The sequence below is a fragment of the Caulobacter sp. SRI_008 genome (assembly GCF_057586355.1).
The window spans coordinates 42,842-64,136 of the sequence record NZ_JBYCZS010000018.1; the positions used below are offsets into that span (position 1 = coordinate 42,842).

Annotated in this window: 14 protein-coding genes and 1 pseudogene; 4 read left to right on the forward strand and 11 right to left on the reverse strand. The window is 69.8% G+C overall.

The window, feature by feature from the left end; genetic code table 11:
* The first annotated feature begins 114 nt into the window (after positions 1 to 114).
* The gene (locus AC2YHT_RS16580; RefSeq protein ID WP_487290881.1) at positions 115 to 2,685 is read left to right on the forward strand and encodes a GH92 family glycosyl hydrolase; all 2,571 of its coding nucleotides are present in this window, start codon (positions 115 to 117) and stop codon (positions 2,683 to 2,685) included.
* A gap of 161 nt (positions 2,686 to 2,846) precedes the next feature.
* A pseudogene (locus tag AC2YHT_RS16585) lies at positions 2,847 to 5,273 on the forward strand (glycosyl hydrolase 115 family protein); the annotation flags it as partial.
* A 184-nt stretch (positions 5,274 to 5,457) separates the two neighbouring features.
* On the opposite strand, the gene AC2YHT_RS16590 reads toward AC2YHT_RS16585, so the two are convergent.
* The 10 genes from AC2YHT_RS16590 to AC2YHT_RS16635 all read right to left on the reverse strand — a co-directional run bounded on the left by AC2YHT_RS16590 (position 5,458) and on the right by AC2YHT_RS16635 (position 18,751).
* On the reverse strand, positions 5,458 to 7,761 hold the full coding sequence (locus AC2YHT_RS16590; protein WP_487290882.1) for a GH92 family glycosyl hydrolase: 2,304 nt from the start codon (positions 7,759 to 7,761) through the stop codon (positions 5,458 to 5,460).
* A 22-nt stretch (positions 7,762 to 7,783) separates the two neighbouring features.
* Positions 7,784 to 8,803, reverse strand: coding sequence for an ABC transporter permease (locus AC2YHT_RS16595; RefSeq protein WP_487290883.1), 1,020 nt, complete (start codon positions 8,801 to 8,803; stop codon positions 7,784 to 7,786).
* A complete protein-coding gene (locus AC2YHT_RS16600) occupies positions 8,800 to 10,344 on the reverse strand; it encodes a sugar ABC transporter ATP-binding protein (RefSeq protein WP_487290884.1) in 1,545 nt (514 codons plus the stop codon). Before AC2YHT_RS16600 ends, AC2YHT_RS16595 begins: the two co-directional genes overlap by 4 nt.
* Before the next feature lie 6 nt (positions 10,345 to 10,350).
* On the reverse strand, positions 10,351 to 11,331 hold the full coding sequence (locus AC2YHT_RS16605; RefSeq protein WP_487290885.1) for a substrate-binding domain-containing protein: 981 nt from the start codon (positions 11,329 to 11,331) through the stop codon (positions 10,351 to 10,353).
* A 356-nt stretch (positions 11,332 to 11,687) separates the two neighbouring features.
* Positions 11,688 to 13,100, reverse strand: a complete 1,413-nt coding sequence (locus AC2YHT_RS16610) for an AcvB/VirJ family lysyl-phosphatidylglycerol hydrolase (RefSeq protein WP_487290886.1) — start codon at positions 13,098 to 13,100, stop codon at positions 11,688 to 11,690.
* A gap of 70 nt (positions 13,101 to 13,170) precedes the next feature.
* The gene (mprF, locus tag AC2YHT_RS16615; protein ID WP_487290887.1) at positions 13,171 to 15,762 is read right to left on the reverse strand and encodes a bifunctional lysylphosphatidylglycerol flippase/synthetase MprF; all 2,592 of its coding nucleotides are present in this window, start codon (positions 15,760 to 15,762) and stop codon (positions 13,171 to 13,173) included.
* A complete protein-coding gene (locus tag AC2YHT_RS16620; RefSeq protein ID WP_487290888.1) occupies positions 15,755 to 16,357 on the reverse strand; it encodes a DUF1003 domain-containing protein in 603 nt (200 codons plus the stop codon). Before AC2YHT_RS16620 ends, mprF begins: the two co-directional genes overlap by 8 nt.
* 93 nt (positions 16,358 to 16,450) lie before the next feature.
* Entirely contained in the window at positions 16,451 to 17,812 is a 1,362-nt protein-coding gene (locus AC2YHT_RS16625) for a sensor histidine kinase (RefSeq protein WP_487290889.1), read from the reverse strand.
* Positions 17,809 to 18,492 (reverse strand): response regulator transcription factor, encoded by a 684-nt coding sequence (locus AC2YHT_RS16630; protein ID WP_487290890.1) that lies wholly within the window; start codon positions 18,490 to 18,492, stop codon positions 17,809 to 17,811. Before AC2YHT_RS16630 ends, AC2YHT_RS16625 begins: the two co-directional genes overlap by 4 nt.
* Positions 18,493 to 18,541: 49 nt before the next feature.
* Complete coding sequence (locus tag AC2YHT_RS16635; RefSeq protein ID WP_487290891.1) at positions 18,542 to 18,751, reverse strand: hypothetical protein; 210 nt, start codon at positions 18,749 to 18,751, stop codon at positions 18,542 to 18,544.
* A 217-nt stretch (positions 18,752 to 18,968) separates the two neighbouring features.
* Here AC2YHT_RS16635 and AC2YHT_RS16640 point away from each other — a divergent pair, with 217 nt between their 5' ends.
* Entirely contained in the window at positions 18,969 to 19,202 is a 234-nt protein-coding gene (locus AC2YHT_RS16640) for a hypothetical protein (protein ID WP_487290892.1), read from the forward strand.
* A gap of 136 nt (positions 19,203 to 19,338) precedes the next feature.
* Positions 19,339 to 20,097, forward strand: coding sequence for a thioesterase domain-containing protein (locus AC2YHT_RS16645; protein WP_487290893.1), 759 nt, complete (start codon positions 19,339 to 19,341; stop codon positions 20,095 to 20,097).
* 81 nt (positions 20,098 to 20,178) lie between these two features.
* On the opposite strand, the gene AC2YHT_RS16650 is transcribed toward AC2YHT_RS16645, so the two are convergent.
* Positions 20,179 to 21,294, reverse strand: coding sequence for a tyrosine-protein phosphatase (locus tag AC2YHT_RS16650; protein ID WP_487290894.1), 1,116 nt, complete (start codon positions 21,292 to 21,294; stop codon positions 20,179 to 20,181).
* Position 21,295: the final 1 nt, after the last annotated feature.

Sequence of the window (21,295 nt, forward strand, 5' to 3'; positions counted from 1 at the left end):
TCACTTCCCCCAGTGATGCACTCGATAGCCGGTCCCTCCGTGGACCGGCTATATTTTCTCTTCCGCGGCGCCTGTCGGGTGACTCGCGGAAGGCCTGAGACCGGAAGGATTTCGATGCCGGGACTACGCGCTGGATTTTCCACCCTGCTGGCGACTCTCTTGGCCACGACCGCGCTGGCGGCGGGCCCGATCGCCCAGGCCGCCCCCGCCCAGTCCCTCTACAAGCTTCCCGCCCTTGAGGTCGGCCTCGGCAACGACAACGAAGGCGACACCATTCCCGGGCCGACCCTGCCCAACGGCTCGATCCATCCTTCGCCCGAGACGCCCAATCCCAGCAACGCCGGCTACAACGCCGCCGAGCCGATCAGCGGCTTCGCGCAACTGCATTCGCAAGGGTCGGGCGGGGTCACCACCTACGGCACGTTCCTGCTGTCGCCACAGGTGGGCCAGCCGGAATTCGACGAGACCGCTCACCTGTCGCCCAAGGCCGACGAGGTGCTGGCCGCCGACGCCTATTCGGTGCGGCTGAGCCGCTACGACACCAAGGTCGAAGCGACGCCGGCCCACTACGCGGCGATCTATCGCCTGACCTATCCCGACACCGACCAGGCTCAGCTGGTGTTCGACGTCACCCGCAAGGTCGGCGGCCTCGTCGCCTCGGAGCAGGCGGACGTGAAGCTCTATCCGGCCGAGGGCAAGATCGTCGGCCACGTGAAGGCCAAGGGCTACTGGAACCCGGCCCTGATCGACATCTGGTTCGTCGCCAAGTTCGACCAGAAGCCCGTCGCCTGGGGCGTCTTTGACAAGGCCGAGCGTCGCGCGGGCGCGACCGAGGGCAAGACAGGTCCGGACGAGCGCCTGGGCGCCTGGCAGACCTTCAAGACGACGGCCGGCAAGCCGCTGCTGGTCAAGATCGCGGTGTCATTCACCAGCGCCGAGACGGCCGAGGCCCTGCTGGACCGCGAGATCCTGGACTGGAACTACGACCGCGTCCGCCAGCAGGCCCAGGCGGCCTGGAACGATCGGCTGGGCGAGATCGAGGTCTCGGGCCTGGACCAGGCCCAGACCCGCCGATTCTACACGGCCTTCTACCACGCCTCGACCCATCCCCGGGACCGCAGCCTGGACCAGTCGGCCAAGGAACTGGGCCGCCCCAACTGGGACGACCACTACACCCTGTGGGACACCTACCGGACGCTGTTTCCGCTGATGTCGGTGCTGCGCCCCAGCGACTACGCGGCCAACATCAACTCGCTGATCCACACCTTCGACAAGTTCGGCGCGGCCGACACGGCCATCATCGGCGGCCAGAACTATCACGTGGGGCAGGGGGGCGACGAAGTCGACAACGTGCTGGGCGAGGCGGCCCTGCGCGGGGCTGCGGGCGTCAACTGGAACGACGCCTGGCGGCTGACCCACTTCAACGCCTTCGAGCGCCGCCGGCCACGCTATCTGGAAAGCGGGTATTTCGGGGTCGGCGATCGCAGCCCCGAGCCAAACAACCAGCGCGCCAAGTCGGGCTCCTCGACCCTGGGCTTCGCGCTCAACGACTATTTCGCCGCTCAGGTCGCCGCCAAGGCCGGCCATGCCGACGAGGCGGGCGTCCTGCAGAAGCGCTCGGCCAACTGGCGCAAGATCTGGAATCCCGAAACCGAAAGCGACGGCTTCGCGGGCTTCCTGATGCCGCGCTATCCGGACGGCAAATTCCAGGACATCGACCCCAAGCTCGGCTGGGACGGCAAGGTCCACAACAATGTCGGCTACTACGAGGGCACGGCCTGGATCTATTCCTACGGCGTGCTGCACGACCTGCCGGGCCTGATCGAGGCCATGGGCGGCCGGGTGCGCTTCAACGAGCGCCTGAACCACGCCCTGGACGCTGGCCTGATCGACATCACCAACGAGCCGTCCTTCGCCACCCCCTGGCTGTTCCATGCCCTGGGCCGGTCTGACCTGTCGTCCTACTGGTCGGGCGAGGTGTTCAAGCACTTCACCGCGACCGCCTATCCGGGCGACGAGGACGCGGGCGCGATGAGCTCCAACTACGTCTTCAACCGCCTGGGCCTGTTCCCCAAGCTGGGCAGCGATCTCTTCTACCTGCACGGCCCGCGCCATCCGCGCAGTGTGCTGCACCTGGAGGGCGGGCGGTCGCTGGAGGTCGTAGCGGCCAATGCCGGGGCCGATCGTCCCTACATCGCCGCCGCCAGCCTGAACGGAAAGCCGCTGGCCGGTCCCTTCATCACCCAGGCGCAGGTGCTGGCCGGCGGCGTGCTGAGCTTCACCATGAGCGACAAGCCCGGCCAGTGGGCCTATGACGGCGCGGTGTTGGCCAGCGAGGCCAGCGTGCCAGTCTTGGTCGACGGCAAGACCTCGACGGCCTGGACCGCCTCGGCTGGCCAGTCGGCGACGTTCATCCGTCCCGCGGCGACCTGCCTGAAGGCCTATACCGTCAGCGTCGGCGTCAAGGCGGCCGATCCGACCGCCTGGCGGTTCAGCGGCTTCGACGGCAAGCGCTGGGTCAAGCTCGACGAGCGGCGCGGCGAGCGCTTCGATCATCGCCACGCCACGCGCAGCTTCGACCTGAAGACCGCCAAGGCCTATGCCCGCTATCGCCTGGAGCTGACCGCCGGCAAGGCGATCGAGGTTTCCGAGGTCGAGTTGATCGCCGGGACCGCCTGCCGTTGAGGTTTGGCGCGCCGTCGCCGTCCTATCCAGTACAAGACCCGCCACGCGTAGGGAGGCCCGGGCCTATGAAGATGTCGAAGTCGATCTGGCGCGGCGCCCTGGCGCTCGTGCTGTGCCTCGGCGCCGTCCAGGCCGCCCAAGCCCAGAGACGCGGCGAGGCTGGCGCGATCTTCACCGACAGCCTTTCGCGTGGCGGCTTCGTGCTGGTCGAGACGGGCAGGGCGCCGACGATCGTGGTCGATCCCGCCGACGCCACCGTCGTGCGCCACGCCGCCGACGATCTGGCCGAAGACCTCAAGACCGTCACCGGCCAGCAAGCGGCCGTGTCGGAGGCTCCTTCGGGCAAGACGGCCATCCTGGTCGGCACCCTGGGCCACAGCAAAATCATCGACGCTCTGGTCAAGGCCCGGAAGATCGACGTCTCGCGTCTCTCCGGCGCCTGGGAGAGCTTCGTCATCGCCTCGGTCGACCGTCCGGCGCCCGGCGTCGACAAGGCCCTGGTGGTGGTCGGCGGCGACCGGCGCGGCACGGCCTTCGGCGTCTACGAGGTGGCGCAGGCCATGGGCGTGTCGCCCTGGGCCTGGTGGGCCGACGTCACGCCCACTCATCGCGACAAGCTGTTCGTCGCCGCCGGCGTCCATCGCTTCGGCCCGCCGTCGGTTCGCTACCGCGGCGTCTTCGTCAACGACGAGGACTGGGGCCTCTATCCGTGGGCGGTGAAGACCTTCGATCCCGAGCGCGGCGACATCGGTCCCAAGACCTATCGCCGGATCTTCACCCTGCTGCTGCGGCTGAAGGCCAACACCCTGTGGCCGGCCATGCACCACACGACCGCGCCGTTCAATTCCGATCCGGAGAACGCCAAGCTAGCCGAGGAGTACGGCATCGTCATGGGCTCGTCCCACGCCGAGGCCATGCTGCGCAACAATGTCGGCGAGTGGAAGGACGACCCCGCCAAGTTCAACTACGCCACCAATCCCGAGGGCGTGAAGGCCTACTGGGAAGAGCGCGCCAAGGCCAACGGCCCCTATGAGAGCCTCTGGACCCTGGGCATGCGCGGCATCCACGACACCGGCATGGTCGGCCCCAAGACCATGGAGGAGAAGGTCGCCCTGCTGGACAGGATCATCGCCGACCAGCGCGAGGTCCTGGCCAAGAACGTGCCGGGCGACGTCTCCAAGGTTCCGCAGATCTTCGTGCCCTACAAGGAGGTGCTGGAGATCTACCGCGCCGGGGTGAAGGTGCCCGACGACGTCACCATCGTCTGGCCCGACGACAATTTCGGCTACATCCGCCAGTTCCCCAGCGCCGAGGAAGCCGGCCGCAGGGGCGGGGCGGGGGTCTACTACCACCTGTCCTATCTGGGTTATCCGCTGGCCTATCTGTGGCTGGGCACGACGCCGCCGGCCCTGGTCCAGGAGGAGATGATCCATGCCTGGGACAGGGGCGCGCGCAGCGTCTGGATCGCCAATGTCGGCGACATCAAGCCGGCCGAGATCGGCGCCAGCCACTTCCTGGAGATGGCCTGGGACATCGACCGCTGGCGGGGCAAGACCCAGCGTCAGTTCCTGGCCGATTGGACGGGCCGAGCGTTCGGCCCCGCCCTCGGCGGCAAGGCGGCCGACCTGCTCGACGCCTATTACCGCCTGAACTTCGAGCGCCGGCCCGAGCACTTGGAATGGCAGCCCCAGGCCGAGAACCGCCACCTGTCGAGCTACACCCCCGACGAGGTCAACGACCGCCTGCGTGCCTTCCGCAAGCTGACGGCCGACACCAAGGCGGCGACCGCCGACGTGCCGCCGCAACTGGCCGATGCCTGGTTCGAGCTGGTCGAATTCCCGATCCGCGTCTCGGCCGCCGCCAACATGCGGTTCTTCGCGGCCGAACGGTACAACGAACTGGTCGACAAGCAGCAGTCCATGGCCCGCTCGGCCGGCGGCGCGGCCGTCGAGGCCCAGGCCGAGATCACGGCTCTGACCGACAAGTTCAACAACCAGGTCGCCGGCGGCAAGTGGCGCTGGCTGATGCCGGAAGAGCCGGCCGACAGCCAGTGGCGGATCTACCGCGCCCGTCCGATCCCGACGCCGAGCCTTGGCCTCGTCTCCGATCCGGCGGCGTTCCTGGCCGTGGTCGATGGCAATGCGCCGGCCAATTCGCCAATCGTCGAGGCCGAGGCCTTCGCCGCCAACACTGGCTGGCGCTTGGTCGAGGGCGTTGGTCGCGGGCGCGGCGTCATGCTGGCCGATGCGCCCGGCGCCACCCTGACCCTGGCGGTCGATGTGGCGACCGCCGACGGCCGCCGCGTGCAACTGGGCGTCCTGCCGATCTTCCCCGACGGCCAGGCCCAGGACATCGCCTTCGACGTCAGCATCGACGACGGTCCGGCTGAGCGCGTGACCCTGCCGCGCAAGGTTGGCTCGCCGGCCTGGGCCGAGGGCGTGCTCGACAACCTGCTGAAGCCTGTCGTCGGGCCGTCGCTGTCGCCCGGGCGGCATACGGTGGTGGTGACAGCGCGCGTGGGCCGGGTGGGTCTGGACCGGGTGCGTCTGGTCGTTCCCGAGCAGGTGGCGACGCACGAGAACCACTGAGGCCAAATAGTTCGTCATCCCGGAAAGCGCGTAGCGCTTATCCGGGACCCAGGGGGACTGGGCGCAGCGGCGGGGTCGAACGCCCGAGCGGTCGCCGGCGCATTGCGGCGACCCCTGGGTCCCGGCTCTACGCGCTGCGCGCTACGGCCGGGATGACGACCTCAGAGGCGAAAATTGATGCGCTTCAAAGCCCGTTCGGCGGCGCCGTGAACGTCGTCGCCCAGGCGGACGGGGCTGGGCCCATGGTCAGCTCCAGCACACCGCCCTTGGCCAACTCGTCATGAGTGATCCAGGCCCGGTCGATCGACTTGCCGTTCAGCTTGGCCGCCGTCACGTAGCGGTTGGCTTCCGACGCCGCCGGCGCCGAGACCACGAAGGTCTTGCCGCCTTCCAGCGCGATGGCGCTGCGCGTGAACACCGGCGAGGCGATGTAGTAGTAGGGCTGGCCCGCGTTCGGATAGAGGCCGACGGCGTTCCAGACGTACCAGCTCGACATCGCGCCGGCGTCGTCATTGCCCGGCAGGCCGGTGCGGGTGGCGCGATAGTGCTTGGCCATCAGCTGGCGGGCGATCTCGGCCGTCCGGTCGGGCCGCCCGGCGTGGATGTAGAGGTAGGGCGCCAGGATGTCGGGCTCGTTGCCCTGCGAATAGTGGCCGTCGAACAGGTGGTCGAGCCAGGTCACGAACCCTTTGGCGCCGCCCGTCTTGGCCATCAGCCCGGCCACGTCCTGCGGGACATAGGTCGAGTACTGCAGGGCGTTGCCCTCGTAGAACACCGCGTCCCACCACGGCCCCGAGCGGTCGGGATATTCGTAGGTGCAGCTGTAGTTTTCGACCCATTCACCGTTGGGATAGCGCGGCCGCACGCAGCCAAGACTGTCGTCCCAGATGTTCTTCCAGTTGCCCGAGCGCGCAATGTAGCGCTTGGCGTCCTCGGTCTTGCCCAGGGCCTTGGCCACCACGCCGATGGCGTAGTCGTCATAGGCGTATTCCAGGGTGCGCGAGGCCGAGCGCGTCTCGGTGAAGGGCACGTAGCCGAGCTTCAGGTAGTCCTTCAGCACCCGGCCCTGCAGGAAGGGCTGGTCGCTGTCGACCTCGCCGTTCTTGCGCAGCGCCTCATAGGCCAGGGGCAGGTCGAAACCGCCCAGCTTCTTGACCACGGCGTCGGCCACCAGGATGTCGCCGTTCGAGCCGCCCTGGGTCATGCCGTTGGCGCCGGCGATGCGGGAGTCTGGCATCCAGCCGGTATGCTTGTAGGTGTCGATCAGGGAACGGAGCATGTCGCGTTGGCGCTGCGGCTGGATCACCGTCATCAGCGGATGCAGCGTCCGGAAGGTGTCCCACAGGGTGTAGAAGTCCTCGTAGTGAGGCTCGTCCGACTTCCACCAGACGTTCTCGCCCGACAGGTCGTGGGGCATGGTGTGGGAGCGGTAGAGGGCGGAATAGAAGATCCGCTGCTGCTCGTCGCTGCCGCCCTGCACCTGGATCTTGGCCAGGGCCTGGGCCCACTGGGTCTTGGCCGCCTCGTGATAGCCGTCGAAGTCCCAGCCGGGCATTTCCTCGGCCAGGTTGGCGCGGGCCTGGTCGGCGCTGACGAACGACACGGCCAGCTTCATCTGCACCTGGCGGTCGGTGGTGGTGTCGAAGGTCAGCCAGGCGCCCAGGCGGTTGGAGAACTCGCGCTCGGTGTCGTACTCGATCATCAGGCCCTGGCGGTTGGCCGTGCTCTTGACCTGCGAGCCGCCCTCGGCGCGGCCCTTCCCGGGCTTGGCCTCGAACCAGCCCTGGCCGGCCGTCCACGAGCCGAAGGCCTTGGCCGGGCGATCGACGACGGCGTGGAAATAGAGGGTGTAGGGCGTGGGGTTCCAGCCGCCCTCGACCGTGACCTCGCCGGCCAGGGTGTGGTCGTCGATCAGCTCCACCTTGGCCAGACGCACGCGCTGGCCGCGCCCGCGCATGGCCACCACCGAACTGACGTCGAAGATCAGCTGGCTCTGCGCATTGGCCGGATAGGTCAGGCGCTGGAAGCCGACCCGGCGCGAGGCCGTCAGTTCGACCCGGATCCGCTCGGCCTCGCTGTTGCCCAGGCCCACCGCGTAGTAGCCGGGCGAGGCCTGCTCGTCGGTCTTGCCGAAATGCAGGTGATTCAGCTTCAGCGGGCCCACCGTCGGCGTGACCCGGAAGTTGCCGTACTTGCCCGAGCCGCCCGTGCCGCTGACGTGGGTGTAACTGAAGCCGATGATCGGGCTCTTGGAGTCGTAGCCGTTGGTGTCGGCGTTGGTGGTGTCGGGGCTCAGCGAAACGAAGCCGAACGGCACGCCGGCGCCCGGCACGGTGTTGCCGCCGGTCACTCCACCGCCGTCGACCCCGACGAAGGGATCGACCTTGCTGGTAAGATCAGGCGGCCCCGCCTGGGCCAGGGCCGCCAGCGGGGTCGAGATCATGACCGCGCCGAGCAGAAGGGCTCGAAAGGAACGCATCGTCGCCATCCTGGATACCGGCCGAGTCGAGTCAGGCCTTGTGGGTGCGGGCGTAGTGGTCGAAGGCGACGGCGGCGACAATGATCAAGCCGATCACCACCTGCTGGAAGTACGAGGTGACGTGCATGATGACCAGGCCGTTGGACAGGACGCCTATCAGCAAGGCGCCCAGGATGGTTCCGCCGACATTGCCCGAGCCGCCGGACAGGCTGGCGCCGCCGATCACCACCGAGGCGATGACCCGCAGCTCGTAGCCGGTGCCGGCCACGGCCTCGGCCGAGCCCAGGCGCGCCGACAGCAGGAAACCCGACAGGCCGGCCAGGGCGCCGATCACGGCGTAGACGCTGGTGACGACGAAATCGACGTTGACGCCCGACAGTCGCGCGGCCTCGGCGTTGCCGCCCACCGCATAGACCTGGCGGCCGTAGCGGGTGTAGCGCAGCACCACGTGGCCGACGGCCGCCACCAGGGCGAAGACCACGATCGGCACCGGCACGAACAGGATCTGGCCGGTGCCCCACCAGCGATAGGCCGCGTCGAAGCCCGAGATCGGGCCGCCGTCGTTGAGCAGCAGCGTCGCCCCGCGCCAGACGGTCATGCCGCCCAGGGTGACGATGAAGGCCGGCACATGCAGCTTGGTCACCACCTTGCCGTGGACATAGCCGGCGATCAGGCCGACGGCGCTGGAGATCGCCAGGGCGACGAACCAGGCGGCCGGCGAGCCGCCGATCAGGTTCGTGACCACATAGGCCGCGGCGAGCGAGGCGCAGGCCAGCAGCGAGCCCACCGCCACGTCGATGCCGCCGATCAGGATCACATAGGTCATGCCGACCGCGATGATCCCGTAGATCGACACTTCGCTGAGGATGTTCAGCGCGTTGCGCAGGGTCAGGAAGCGTTCGTTGACGGTTCCGAACACGGCGATCAGCAGCAGCAGGAACAGGATCGTCCGGTGCTTGCGCGCGAAGGCCAGCAGGTCGAAGCGGCGGCCCGGCGAAGGTGCGGCGCGCTCGGCGGCCGGGTCGGGGGAGAGGGTGGGGGAGGCGGTCATTGCGGGCGGTGTTCCATTCCTGACGAGACCGGACGGGCGCCGGTCGCCATGTAGGCCATCAGGCCCTCTTCGGTGGCCGTTTCGGCCTCGAGATCGGCGACGACCGCGCCTTCGCGGAAGACGACGATGCGGTCGCTGACGGCCATGACCTCGGCCAGCTCCGAGGAGATGACGACGATCGCCACGCCCTGGGCGGCCAGGTCGCACAGCACCTGATGCACCTCCGCCTTGGCGCCGATGTCGATGCCGCGCGTGGGCTCGTCGACGATCAGCACTCGCGGGGCCAGGGCCATGGAGCGGCCCAACAGAACCTTCTGCTGGTTGCCGCCCGACAGCTTGCCGATCGCGGTCTCCTGGTCGGCCATCTTGATCCGCAGCTTCTGGCGGTAGGTCTCGACGAGATCGTGCTCGGCGTTCTCGTCGATCCACTGGCCCATGCGGCTGAGGCCGCCCAGGCTGGGCAGGCTGAGATTGTGGCGGATCGAATGGTCGAGGAAGCAGCCCTGCTGCTTGCGGTCCTCGGGCACCAGCATGACGCCGGCCTTGATCGCGTCGCGCGGCGACTTCAGCTTGAGCGGCTTGTCGTCCAGCTTGATCGAGCCGGACGCGATGGCGTCGGCGCCGAAGATCAGGCGGGCCAGGTCCGTACGGCCCGCGCCGACCAGGCCGGCCAGGCCGACGATCTCGCCGGCGCGCACCTCCAGGCTGATGTTCTTCAGATAGCCGGGCGCGGAAAGGCGAGGGCGGCGGGGCGTCACGCCCTCGACCTTCAGCACCACCGGGCCGGCCGGGCCGCAGCGGGCGCGGCGGGTGAACTCGACGCTGCGGCCGACCATCAGCCGGACCATGTCGGCCACCTCGACGTCGGCGACGTCGCCGCTGGCCACCCAACGGCCGTCGCGCATGACGGTGTAGCGGTCGCACATGGCCTTCACCTCGGCCAGGCGGTGCGAGACGTAGATCACGCTGACGCCGCGCGCCTTCAGGCCGGCGATGATGGCGTGCAGGCGATCGACCTCGCGGCTGGAGAGGGCGGCTGTCGGCTCGTCCATGATGATCAGCCGGGCGTTCAGGGTCATCGCCTTGGCGATCTCGACCATCTGTTGCTCGGCCACCGTCAGGTGACGCACGACTTCGTTCGGATCGAGCGGCAGGCCCAGTTCGTCCAACAGGTCGCGGGCGTCGGCGCGTAACTTGCCCCAGTCGATCAGCCCCAGCCGCTTGGGCTCGCGGCCGAGATACATGTTCTCGGCGACGCTGAGCTCGGGAAAGAGGTTGAACTCCTGATAGATCGTGGCGATGCCCAGTTGCTGGCGACGTAGGGGCGCATCGCGCGGGTCCAGCGCATGACCGTCGAAGGTCACGGTCCCCTCGTCGGCGGCGTGGGCCGCCGACAGGATCTTGATCAGGGTCGACTTGCCCGCGCCGTTCTCGCCGAGCAGGGCGTGAACCTCGCCCGCTCCGACGGCCAGCCGCACATGGTCGAGGGCCAGCACGCCGGGGAAGCGCTTGCTGACCTTGCTGACGTCCAGGAGGGTCATGGCGACCTACTTGACCTCGGAGATGCGCGAGGCCTCGGTCAGGTTGGCGCTGGTGATCAGCACCGGGGTCAGGCTGACCGACTTGGGCGCGGCGCCGGTCTTGATCTTGTCGACGGCCTGGCGAAGGGCGATGCGGATCTGCTGGCCGGGGTTTTGCTCGACCGAGGCGACCATCTCGCCGGTCTTGATGCGGGCCAGGGCCTCGGGGATGGCGTCGAAGCCCAGCACCTTGATCTTGGCCGGACCGAAGCCCGCGGCGCGCACGGCCTCCAGCGCGCCCATGGCCATGTCGTCGTTCAGGCACAGGATCACGTCGGGCGGGCTGTCGTGCATCGAGGTCAGCACGTTCTGGGTGACGGTCAGGGCCTGGTCGCGCTTGGAGTTGGCGGTCTGCTCGGTGACGATCTTGAACGCCGCGCCGCCGGCCGCCAGGCCCTCGTGCACGCCCTTGACCCGCTCGATCGAGCTGGAGCTGCCGGGGTCGTTGGTGATCACCACCACGCGCGCGCCGGCCGGATAGGTCTTGACCACCCAATCGGCCATGGCGCGGCCGCCGGCCACGTTGTCGGCGCCCACATGGGGCACGGGCGGCGTCGCGCCGGCGATATTGCGATCGACCGAGATCACCGCCACGCCCTGGTTGGCCAGTTCGTCGGCGGCGGTCGCCAGCGCCTTGGAGTCGGTCGGAGCGACGATCACCACCTTGGCGCCCTGCACGGCGGCGGCCTCGAGGTCGGCGATCTGCTTGGAGGAATTGTTCTGGGCGTCCATGACCTGGACCTTCACGCCCAGTTTGGTCGCCTCGTCTTCCAGTTCGCGGCGCATAGCCACGAAGAAGGGCTGGGAAAGGTCGTTGAAGCTGACCACCACCTCGGCGTCCTGACCGCCGCGCGAGCAGGCCCCCAGCAATCCGCCGGCCGCCGCCGTCAGCCCGAGTCCGGCTGCCAGACCAAGGAGGCGCCGACGCGTCGTCTGGGGGCGGATCATGGCGTTTCTCTACTCGCTAATGGACTTGATTATCGGATGCTGAGCATCGCTTTCGTTGGCTGACACAAAAGTGGAAGGCATATTCCATGTCAAGGTCATCTGGGAAAGTGTGTTTCATTTTCGTGCGCGGCGGTGTAGTGGGTGACCGCTGTCGTCGAGGTAGGGCGCGCCACCGAGTCCGGAGGCTGGCTGACGTCGCACCGAAGATTCCGCAACGCCAGGCGCGCGGGCGAGCATGCCTGATCTGGCGTGAAATGGAACGGCCGAGATCGGCCGGTTCATGACGATCTGGGAACAACTGAACGGCGTCTCTTCCCTCTGAGACGCCGTTCCTTTTTCGTCCTGACTAAAGCCGCCTAGAGGCCGGCCGCCTGGCTGAGGGCGCGACCCACGGCGTCGTAGTCGCCGTTGAAGTGGTGGTCGCCGGGCAAGCCGATCTTGCGCACCTGGGCGGGGAAGGCCGGACAGGCGTCGCCGTGCTCCTCGGAGCCATAGACGCAGACGATCTTCAGATCCTTCAGCGAGGCCAGGACCGGCGCGATCGGGTAGCTGTCCTTGGCGCCGACATCGAGCCAGTCGCCGGGGTGGAACTCCAGTTCGCCGGTGGAATCGGTTCCCAGCAGGGCGACGATGCGGACCTGACCGCGCAGGTCGGCCGGCAGGTGCTGGACGATGATCGGCAGGGCGTCGGCGCCGAAGGAATAGCCCGCCAGGATCACCTGTTTCTTGCCCCAGGCCGCCTGGTAGTGGCGGATCACGGCGGCCAGGTCGTCGGCCGCGGCCTGTGGTGTGCGCCGACTCCAGAAGTAGCGCAGGGAGTCGTAGCCGACCACGGGCACGCCCGCCTTCACGAAGCCTTCGGCCAGGCCCCTGTCGATGCCCGCCCAGCCGCCGTCGCCGGAATAGAAGACCGCCAGCGTGTCGCCGTTCGAGGCCGTCGGCACCTCGACAAGCGGCAGGCCGGCCAGTCGGGCGGCGGAGGCCTGTGGCGCTGCGACGGCGACGGGGGCGATCGCGGCCAGGGCCTGGGGCAGGTCGGCCTCGACGCGGCCTTGCGCCAGGACGGCCGCGAAGGCGTGGGCCGGCGCCGCGTCCGGGCCGACGATGACGAACGGCGTGCTCAGCTTCGGGTTCGGCGCATAGGCGAAACCGCCTTGCGGCGCCGCCGCGTGGACCAGGCCGCCGTCGCCGGCGACGAGAGGATGGGCGGTCGCGAGATCGGCGCGGAAGTCGAGACCGGCGCCGCCCTGGAAGATGCCGACGGGCGACTGAGCCAGCGTCCCATAGGCCAGCGCCGCGCCGGCGCCCTGACCGATCAGGATCGGACGATGATAGCCCGAAAATTTCAGGGTCTTCTGCGCGGCCTGTGCCAGTTCGGAGAAGTCGCCGGCCGGATAGAGCCCGTGGCTGCCGGCGGCTTGCTCGGCGGCGGGCAGGAAACGGCGCAGGTCCACGCCGACCACGGTGACGTCCTGCATCGTCAGACGACGGGCAAGGTCGGTGAGCTCGGGCGTCCATCCGGCCTTGTCGGAGATCAGCACCACGAACCGCCCTGGCTCTGTCGAGCGGCGATAGATCGTCACCGCGCCGAAGGAGCCGAAGCGGAAGGGCGTCTCGGTCAGCGGACCCATCGGGACGGGCGGGGACGGGGGCGCGACGACCGTCCCCGCGTCGGCGGTGGCGGCGAGGCGGCCGTGCAGGGCGACGAAGCCGCCGGCGCCCAGGACCAGGGCGGCGCCGGCGCCCAGCAGGATCTTGCGGATGGACATGGGGAGGCTCCCTCGACGTGACTGCGAGGGTGTTGTCCCAGGCCCGACTGTCTTCTCCCTGCCGCCGACCTTACGGATTTGTGAGGGCGGGCGGTTCGCGGCCGATCAGGCGGGTGGCGTCGATCAGGGCGGGGGCCAGGCCTGACGGCGGGGCGGCCAGGTAGCGCGGCGTCCAGACCGGATCGAACTTGCTCTTGAAGGCCCGCAGCCCCTCGAAGCCGTAATAGGCGCCGCCCCGGCGGGCGATCTGGCGGCCCACCTTGTGCCAGAAGGGCGCGAGGCGATGATCGACCAGGCCCGAAAGCGGGGCCATGCCGAGATTGAACCAGGCGAAACCCCGGGCCTTGGCCCAGAGGATCAGCTCGACGAACAGGAAGTCCATGACGCCGCGCGGCGCATCGGCCACGTGGCGCATCAGGTCGATGGAGGCTTCGACCTCTCCGCCGGTCCAGATGTTGGCGAAGGCGACGATCTCATCCCCCCGCCGAACCAGCGCGATCGGATCGTGGCGCAGCACCGCGGGGTCGAAGCGGCCCAGCGAGAAGCCCTTCTCGCGTCCGCCATGGTCGAGCAGCCAAGCGTCCGACACCGTCCGAAGGCGCGCCAGCAGGTCGTCGGCGATCGGCGGTTGGACGACCTCGAAGGTCAGGCCCTCGCGCTGGCCGCGCGCGTGGCTCTGGCGCAGATTGCGGCGCGCCCCGCCGGCCAGTTCGAAGTCGGCCAGGGGCACGCGGGCCTCTTCGCCCAGCTTGATGGCCGAGAGGCCAAGGTCGAGATAGTCGGTGATGCGCTCGCCGCTGGCGTGATAGGCGACCGGCCGCGCGTCCTGGCGATCGGCCAGTTCGCGGAACTTCCAGAGCAGGGCCTTGCCGGCCTCGCGGTCGCCGACCGGGTCGCCGAGCATGATCAGGCTCGCGCCTTCCGCGCCGTACATCAGGAAGGCCGAGCCGTCTTCGGCGGCCAGGATCGCCTTATCGCCGGTCAGGGCCAGGCGGGCGGTGGTGTCGGGCGAGGCCGCGGCCAGCGGCCGGATCGCTTCGAGCGCCTCGCGCGGCGCCGGCCGGGCTTCGGCGTGGGGCAGGCGCGCCAGCCGCCAGATGCCGCCGGCGAAGATCAGCGCCCCCAGGAAGGCGATGCTGCGCATGAAGCGGGCGTGGTCGGCGTGATAGCCGAAGTGGGTCAGCAGTCGGGTCTCGAACGGCGCGCGCTCGTAGATCCAGGCCCCCAGGGCGATGGAGCCGACGAACACCGCCAGCACGCCGGTCGCCAGCCACGGGGCCAGGGAGTCGCGTTCTATCGCGCCGCGACGGGTGAACAGGCGTCCGGAGGCGAAGAGGGCCGCGGCCAGGGCGAGGGCCACGCAGGCCGGCGCGAAGTCCAGGCCGCGCAGCAGGGCGGTCGAGGCCGCGAGCAGGGCCACCGGCATGGCCGCCAGCCTTGCGGTCTGCAGCCGTCGGAACAGGCCCAGCGACAGCACCATCAGGGCCAGGCCGCTGGCCAGCGAGATCAGGTGGCTGGTCTCGACCACGATCAGCGGCACGACCGACTTCAGCAGGCCCAGGCGGTCGGTGGGGATGCGGCCGACGGCGATCAGCACCAGGGCCCCGCCGAGCACGAAGGAGACGGCTGCGATGGCGGTCGGCCCCGTCGCCCGCCAGGCGCGACGGACGGCCAGACCCGCGCCGCGCGCGCCGGACTCCAGGCTCAGCAGCAGGCCGGCGGCCGCCAGCAGCGGGCCGATGTAGTAGAACAGGCGATAGCCGACGAAGGCGGCGGTCAGGGCCGCGCGGTCGAGGTTGGGCAGCAGGGCCAGCATCGCGCCCTCGAACACGCCGACGCCGCCGGGCAGGCCCGAGAACAGGCCGGCCGCGGTCGAGACCGCGTAGGCGCTGGCGAAGGCGGGAAAGGGCGGCGCGGCGTCGCCGACCAGCAGCCAGACCAGGGCCGAGGTCGCGATGTTGTCCGCCACGCCGATGACCAGCTGGGCCAGGCCCCAGGTCAGCGGCGGCAAGGTGAAGACGCGGCCGAAGATCCGCAGCGGACCACGTTGGGTCGCGCAGGCGACGAGATAGGCGATGGGAAAGCTCAGCAGCAGAACACCGACCGCATGGGCCAGGCCCGGGTGCAGATGCAGCGCCGCGAAGGTCGCTGCTGGCGCGGTGAGCAGGCTGACCCCCGCCAGGCTGGAGAGGCCCAGGGCGAAGGAGATGGCGCAATAGAGCGTCGTGCGCGCCACCTTGCCGACATCGGCGCCGTGTCGGCCGTAGAGCCGGGCGCGCACCGCCCCCGCCACGATCGGGGTCAGGCCGATGCTGTTGGCGAAGGCGTAGGCGATGAACGAGCCGGGCAGGCCCACGCGCAGCGGCACCTTGGCGCCCGCCCAGCGCAGGCCCAACTGCTCGTTGGCCGCCAGCAGGCTGTAGCTGAGCGCGACCAGCCCGCCGGCCATGGCCAGCCGGGCCGCGCCCCAGTCGTGCATCTCGCGGCCAATCTCGACCGGCGACAGGTGATGAAGCTCACGCCAGAGCACGAAGGCCGCCGTCGCCAGCAGGGCGATCGGCAGCAGTCGCGAAAGGATCGTCTTCAGAGTGTCCACGCCCATGACGGGCAGGGGAGCGGCTTTCGCCTCCTGGGTAAAGCCGGTTCGCGCGACGTCAGACACCGGCGACCTCCGCGACGATCTCTTCGGCGGCGGTTTCAGCCCGGCGGGCGGCCTCGGCGGTCTGCTGGCTCAGCACGATCAGGTGGGCGGTCATGTCGGCCAGTTCACGCGTGCGCAGGGCGTCGAGCTTTTCGTGCAGGGCCATGATCTCGAGCTCGGACTTCAGATTGACCTCGTAGTCGTGCTCGGCGGCGGCGCGATCCTTCGAGGCCTGGCGGTTCTGGCTCATCATGATGATCGGGGCTTGTACGGCCGCGACCATGGATAGGATCAGGTTGAGGAAGATGAAGGGATAGGGGTCGAACGGGCGCAGACCCAGACGCGGCAGAACGCCCGCGTTCAGCCCGGCCCACAGGACTAGGAAGAAGGCGAAGCTGATGATGAAGCCCCAGGAGCCGCCGATCTCGGCCACGCGGTCGGCCAGCCGCTGACCGAACGACATGGCTTCGTCCGTCTCGTCGGCGATGTTGCGGGCGATGGCGGCGCGCCGCACGATCTGCAGGATCACCCGGCGCTCTTCGGATTCCAGTTCGCGAAAGCCGTGGCCCAGCAGGCGACGGGCTTCGGCGTCGAGTTTCTGGATGGCGTCGCGCATGGCCTTGGCCCCTCTGCTGTCGTTGACGACGAGGGGCTTGATCGCGCCGGCGTCTCACCGGGACTTGGCGCGAACCTGGATTTTCTGTGAGGTTCAGTCGATCGCGGCGGCGGGCAGGTCGAGCACCACGCGCAGGCCGGGACGGTTGTCGCCCAGGGTAAGGCGGCCGCCATGCAGCTTGGCGCAGGCCGCGGCGATGGCCAGGCCCAGGCCAGAGCCGGGCGTTGAGCGGGTTTCGTCCAGCCGCACGAACCGTTCCAGCACCCGGCCGCGCTGGGCCGCTGGCACGCCGGGCCCGGTGTCGGCGACGACGAGGCGCGGGCCGCCGTCCTCTCCGGTTTCCAGCGACAGGGCGACGTAGGCGCCGTCGCCGGCGTAGCGGGCGGCGTTGTGCAGCAGGTTGCCCAGGGCCTGGCGCAGGATCAGTTCGTGACCGACGAACGGGACCGGGGCGTCCGGGGCGGTCACGACCAGGGCCTGGCCGGCGTCCTCGATCACCGGCTCGAAGAGGTCGCCGATGTCGCGCACCAGCTCGGCCAGGTCGAGCGGCGCCATCAGGTCGCGCGACAGGCCCGACTCCGCCCGGGCGATGTCGAGCAGGGCGCTGAAGGTGGCCAGCACCTGGTCGCATTCCGCCTCGGCCTCGGCGATCAGCGCCAGGCGGTCGGCCTGGGCGAGGTCTTCGTCCAGTGCGCGGTTGAGTGCGCCGCGCAGGCGGGTGAGCGGCGAGCGCAGGTCGTGCGACAGGCTGTCGGTGACCGTGCGCATGCCGGTCATCAGCTCCTCGATCTGCGTCAGCATGGCGTTTATGGCAACCGCCAGGTCGTCGAAGACGTCGCCGGCGCCGGCGATCGGCGCGCGGGCGGCGAGGTCCCCCGCGGCGATGTCCTCGGCCGCGCGGGCGATGCCCTCGGCGCGTCGCATAAGCAAGCGGCCCAGGAACAGGGCCGCGCCGGCGACGATCACCAGGCTGATCAGCAGGGTCGCTCCCACCGCCGTGACGATCGCCCAGTGGAAGGCGCGGCGGTCGGCGAGGTTCTCGTAGATCACCAGCGTGCCGCCCACCGACATCGGCTGGACCAGGATCTCGTAGTCGGCGTCGCCGATCTCGCGGACGCTGTAGCCCGGCGCGGGCAGCTGTTCGGCGGTCAGCAGGCCGGCGCCGCCGACCCGCCGTCCGTCGTTGTCGAAGGCGGCGTAGTCGAAGGCGCCGCCCTCGCTGCGCGTGCGGCGGTCCAGAGCACGGGCCATGGCGGCCAGACCGTCCTCGTGGGCGAAGGCGACGAAGTAGTCGCGCGCCGTCTCGGCCACCAGGTGCTGGCGACGTTCGATCAGCCGCTCGCCGGCGAAACCGACGATGAAGAGGCCGATGCCCAGGGCCAGGGCGACGGCGCCGGCTACCACCAGGGCCAGGGTCGCGGGCCTGGCGCCGCGCACGGGGCGGGGGCGGCTCAAGGCGCTTCCGACAGGCGATAGCCCGAGCCGCGCACGGTGTGCAGCAGGGGCTTGTCGAAGCCCTCGTCGATCTTCTTGCGCAGGCGGCTGATGTGGGTGTCGATCAGGCTGGTGTGCGGGTCGAAGCGATAGTCCCAGACCTCTTCCAGCAGCATGGTGCGGGTCACCACCCGGTCGCGGTGGCGCAGGAAGTATTCGAGCAGCTTCAGCTCGCGCGGCAGCAGCTCCAGCGTTCGGCCGGCCCGGGTCACGCGCCGCGACAGCAGGTCGAGCATCAGGTCGCCGCAGGCCAGGCTGGTCTCGACCGGCTTGGCGCCGCCGCGGCGCATCAGGTTCTCCAGCCGCGCGGCCAGCTCGGCGAAGCCGAAAGGCTTGGTCAGGTAGTCGTCGGCGCCGGCGCGCAGGCCGGTGACCCGCTCGTCCAGGTGGGCTAGGGCGCTGAGGATCAGGATCGGGGTCTGCACGCCCGCGGCGCGCACCGCCTTGGTCACTGACAGTCCGTCCATCCCCGGCAGCATCCGGTCCATGACCACGGCGTCGAAGTCGGAGCTGCTGGCCATGTAGAGGCCGTCGCGGCCGTCGGCGACGTGCTCGGCGGTGAAGCCCGCTTCGCGCAGGCCCTTGAGGATGTATTCGGCGGTGTCGGCGTCGTCCTCGACCACCAGGATCCGTCGGCTCATCGATACTCCTTGGGCGACAGGTCAGAGTGCCTCGCGTCGTCGCGAGGAGCTAGCCCTTGGCGACGCAGGCGGCGAGGAAGGCCTGGCGCGCGCCGTGGCGAACCTTCTGGGCGGCCCAGACCTTCTCGCAGGCGGCGCGCTTGGCGATCTCGGCGCGGGAGGGCGGCGTCTTGCGCGGGAGGGCGGAGGCCAGGGCCGGCGTCGATGCGCACAGACTGGCGACGAGCAGGGTGGCGATCGGCAGTGGGCGAGAGGGCATGGCTGGGCGTTCCTGGGCCGCGCCCGTGAGCGTCGGCGCGAGACCATAAAGCCTTACCGCCCTTGCGGGCTTACGGCGCCCGTCTCGCAGATTTGTAAGGTTCGGAGGCGGTTCCTGGCGCCGTTGTAAGGTTGGTGAGCGCAACGCGTCAGGGCGCGGCTTCAGGGTCATCTCCATCGGCGCTTCCCGCCGCAAGACAGCCCTAGGAGAGACCATCGTGACCATCCGCGCCATCCTCGCCGCCGCCGTCCTCTCGACCGCCGGCCTGGCCGTCGCCGCCTCGGCCAGCGCCGCCGTCGCCCCGGCCTCGGCGCCGGCGACCGCCAAGCCGGCCAAGGCCGTGACCAAGGTCGCCACCCCCGCCAAGACCCCGAAGGTCGCCAAGCCGGCCGTGCACAAGACCGCCGCCAAGAAGAAGGCTCACACCATGCGCCACGCCAAGCCGGCCTGATCGCCGCGCCCCTCCGTTCCAGACACTAAAACCCGAACTTCAAAGACCCCTCCCAAGAGGCCGCGGCGCTCCGTCCCCCCAGCGTCGCGGCCTTTCCCTGTTCCAAGCCCACTGTTCCAAGCCCGGAGCGCCTCGAATGTCTCTTCCCGTCGTCGCCATGGCCGCCGCCGCCGCGCTCTCGGCGTCCGTTCCCGCCGAGACGGCGAGCTATCCCTATGCGGACCTCGGCGCGGTCCACGTCTTCGCGCCGACGGGAACGCCGCGCGGCGTTGCGGTGGTGCTGTCGGGCGACGGCGGCTGGAAGCCCTGGGAGGCCAGCGGCCGCATGGTCGAGGCCCTGGCCCAGCGCGGCGTTCTCGCGCTCGGCCTCGACGTCAATCCGACCATGGCGCGCATGGCCAAGGGCAAGGCGCCCTACGACCTCGCCGGCGAGATGAAGGCCGTCGCGGCCGACGGCGCGCGTCGCTATCATGCCGAGGGGCCCATCTATTTCGGCGGCTATTCGGCCGGGGCGACCCTGGCCTACGCGGCCGCCGCCCAGGCTCGGCCTGGCGATGTGGCCGGCCTGGTCTCCGCCGGCTTCTGCCCGGACCAGAACACGGTCAATCCCGTCGGCGACGCCGAGGGGCATACCATGGGCTTCCGGATGAAATACGTGCCCGGCTGGGTCTACCGCCCCGTCGATCTCAAGGTCCCTTGGGGGCTGGTCGAGGGCGGCAGGGAACACGGCTGCGCCGGCGGCGCGGTCGAGCCGTTCGTGGCCAGGACGCCGTCCGCCCGGCTGTTCGTCGCCAACGGCGTGCGCCATTCCTTCATGCCGCCGGCGGCGTGGAAGGGCGAACTCGATGCGGCGCTGGACCAGGCGCTGGGCGGCTCCGTCGGAGCCGCCCGATAACGCGGTCGAGAAGGTCGGGAGGAAATGCCGCGCCGCTCCCGAAGCAGGCGGCGCGACACCCTTTCCAAGGCCCGACCAGCCTTAGACGAGATAGGTCGCCTTCAGCTTGGCGACGCCGCTGTCGGTCAGGCCGAAGCGGGCCTTGGCCAGAGCGGTCGGGCCGCCGAACCTGGCGTCGATCTGGCCCAGGGCGCGGCGCATGACCTCCGGATCCGAGCCCATGATCACGTCCAGAACCTCGGGCGGCATGGCCGCGAAGGCCTTCATCTGCTCGACGGTCATGCCGCCGGTCGCGCCGGCGCCGGCCTTGGCCATCTGCGCCTTGTACATCGACGGCGGGGTATAGACCTGGGTCAGGGCGTAATCGGCCAGCACCGTCTCGCGCGGCACGCCCAGGATCGACAGGATCAGAGCCGCGGCCGTGCCGGTGCGGTCCTTGCCGGCCGAGCAGTTGAACGCCAGCGGCGCCTCGCTGGCCACGAGCCGGGCGAACATGTCGGTGAAGTGCGGCTGCAGGGTGTCGAGGAAGGCGACATAGGCCGCGGCGAAGGCGTCGACGGCCTGGTCGCGGGTCTTCAGGCCCGCCAGCATGCTCATCGAGGCGTTCATGTCGTAGTCGAAGGCCGCGACCTTGGCGCCGGCGACCTTCAGGAAGGCGCTGGGCTCGGCCGCCCGTTCCTGCGGGTTTCGCAGGTCGCAGATCACCGAGACGCCCAGCTTGCCCAGATAGTCGAGGTCGCCGTCTGTCAGGCCGCTGGTCACGCCCGAGCGATAGAGCTTGCCCCACTTCACCTGGCGGCCGTCGGCGGCGTACCAGCCGCCCAGGTCGCGGAAGTTGCGGCCGCCTTGCAGCGGCAGCAGGCGCTCGGCCACGCGGGTGGCGCGGCCGTCGGCGGCGGCGACCAGGAAGTACGGACGCGGCGAGACCGGGGCCTCGACATTGGCCGAACCACCGGCGACGGCGACCTTGGCCGGGCGCATGGCGGCGCGCTTGGCGTCGGGATCGCTGGAGGCGAACACCGAGGCGGCGGCCGTGCCGGTCCAGCTAAGACGCAGGGCGTCCGGGCCGGCGCGCTCGGCCTTGGCCTCAAGGCGCGGTGCGGCGGCCAGGGTGACTGCGGGGGAGACGGCGACCATCGCGCCGCCGCCCAGCGTCGCGGCCATGAAGCCGCGACGGTCGATCTTTTGAGTTTTCATG

Excerpts from the sequence above, each read along its gene's own strand:
- AC2YHT_RS16590 (WP_487290882.1), bottom strand. The coding sequence starts at position 7,761 with ATGGCGACGATGCGTTCCTTTCGAGCCCTTCTGCTCGGCGCGGTCATG.
- AC2YHT_RS16650 (WP_487290894.1), bottom strand. The coding sequence starts at position 21,294 with ATGAAAACTCAAAAGATCGACCGTCGCGGCTTCATGGCCGCGACGCTG.
- AC2YHT_RS16610 (WP_487290886.1), bottom strand. The coding sequence starts at position 13,100 with ATGTCCATCCGCAAGATCCTGCTGGGCGCCGGCGCCGCCCTGGTCCTG.
- AC2YHT_RS16605 (WP_487290885.1), bottom strand. The coding sequence starts at position 11,331 with ATGATCCGCCCCCAGACGACGCGTCGGCGCCTCCTTGGTCTGGCAGCC.
- AC2YHT_RS16630 (WP_487290890.1), bottom strand. The coding sequence starts at position 18,492 with ATGAGCCGACGGATCCTGGTGGTCGAGGACGACGCCGACACCGCCGAA.
- AC2YHT_RS16620 (WP_487290888.1), bottom strand. The coding sequence starts at position 16,357 with ATGCGCGACGCCATCCAGAAACTCGACGCCGAAGCCCGTCGCCTGCTG.
- AC2YHT_RS16635 (WP_487290891.1), bottom strand. The coding sequence starts at position 18,751 with ATGCCCTCTCGCCCACTGCCGATCGCCACCCTGCTCGTCGCCAGTCTG.
- AC2YHT_RS16600 (WP_487290884.1), bottom strand. The coding sequence starts at position 10,344 with ATGACCCTCCTGGACGTCAGCAAGGTCAGCAAGCGCTTCCCCGGCGTG.
- AC2YHT_RS16580 (WP_487290881.1), top strand. The coding sequence starts at position 115 with ATGCCGGGACTACGCGCTGGATTTTCCACCCTGCTGGCGACTCTCTTG.
- AC2YHT_RS16595 (WP_487290883.1), bottom strand. The coding sequence starts at position 8,803 with ATGACCGCCTCCCCCACCCTCTCCCCCGACCCGGCCGCCGAGCGCGCC.
- AC2YHT_RS16645 (WP_487290893.1), top strand. The coding sequence starts at position 19,339 with ATGTCTCTTCCCGTCGTCGCCATGGCCGCCGCCGCCGCGCTCTCGGCG.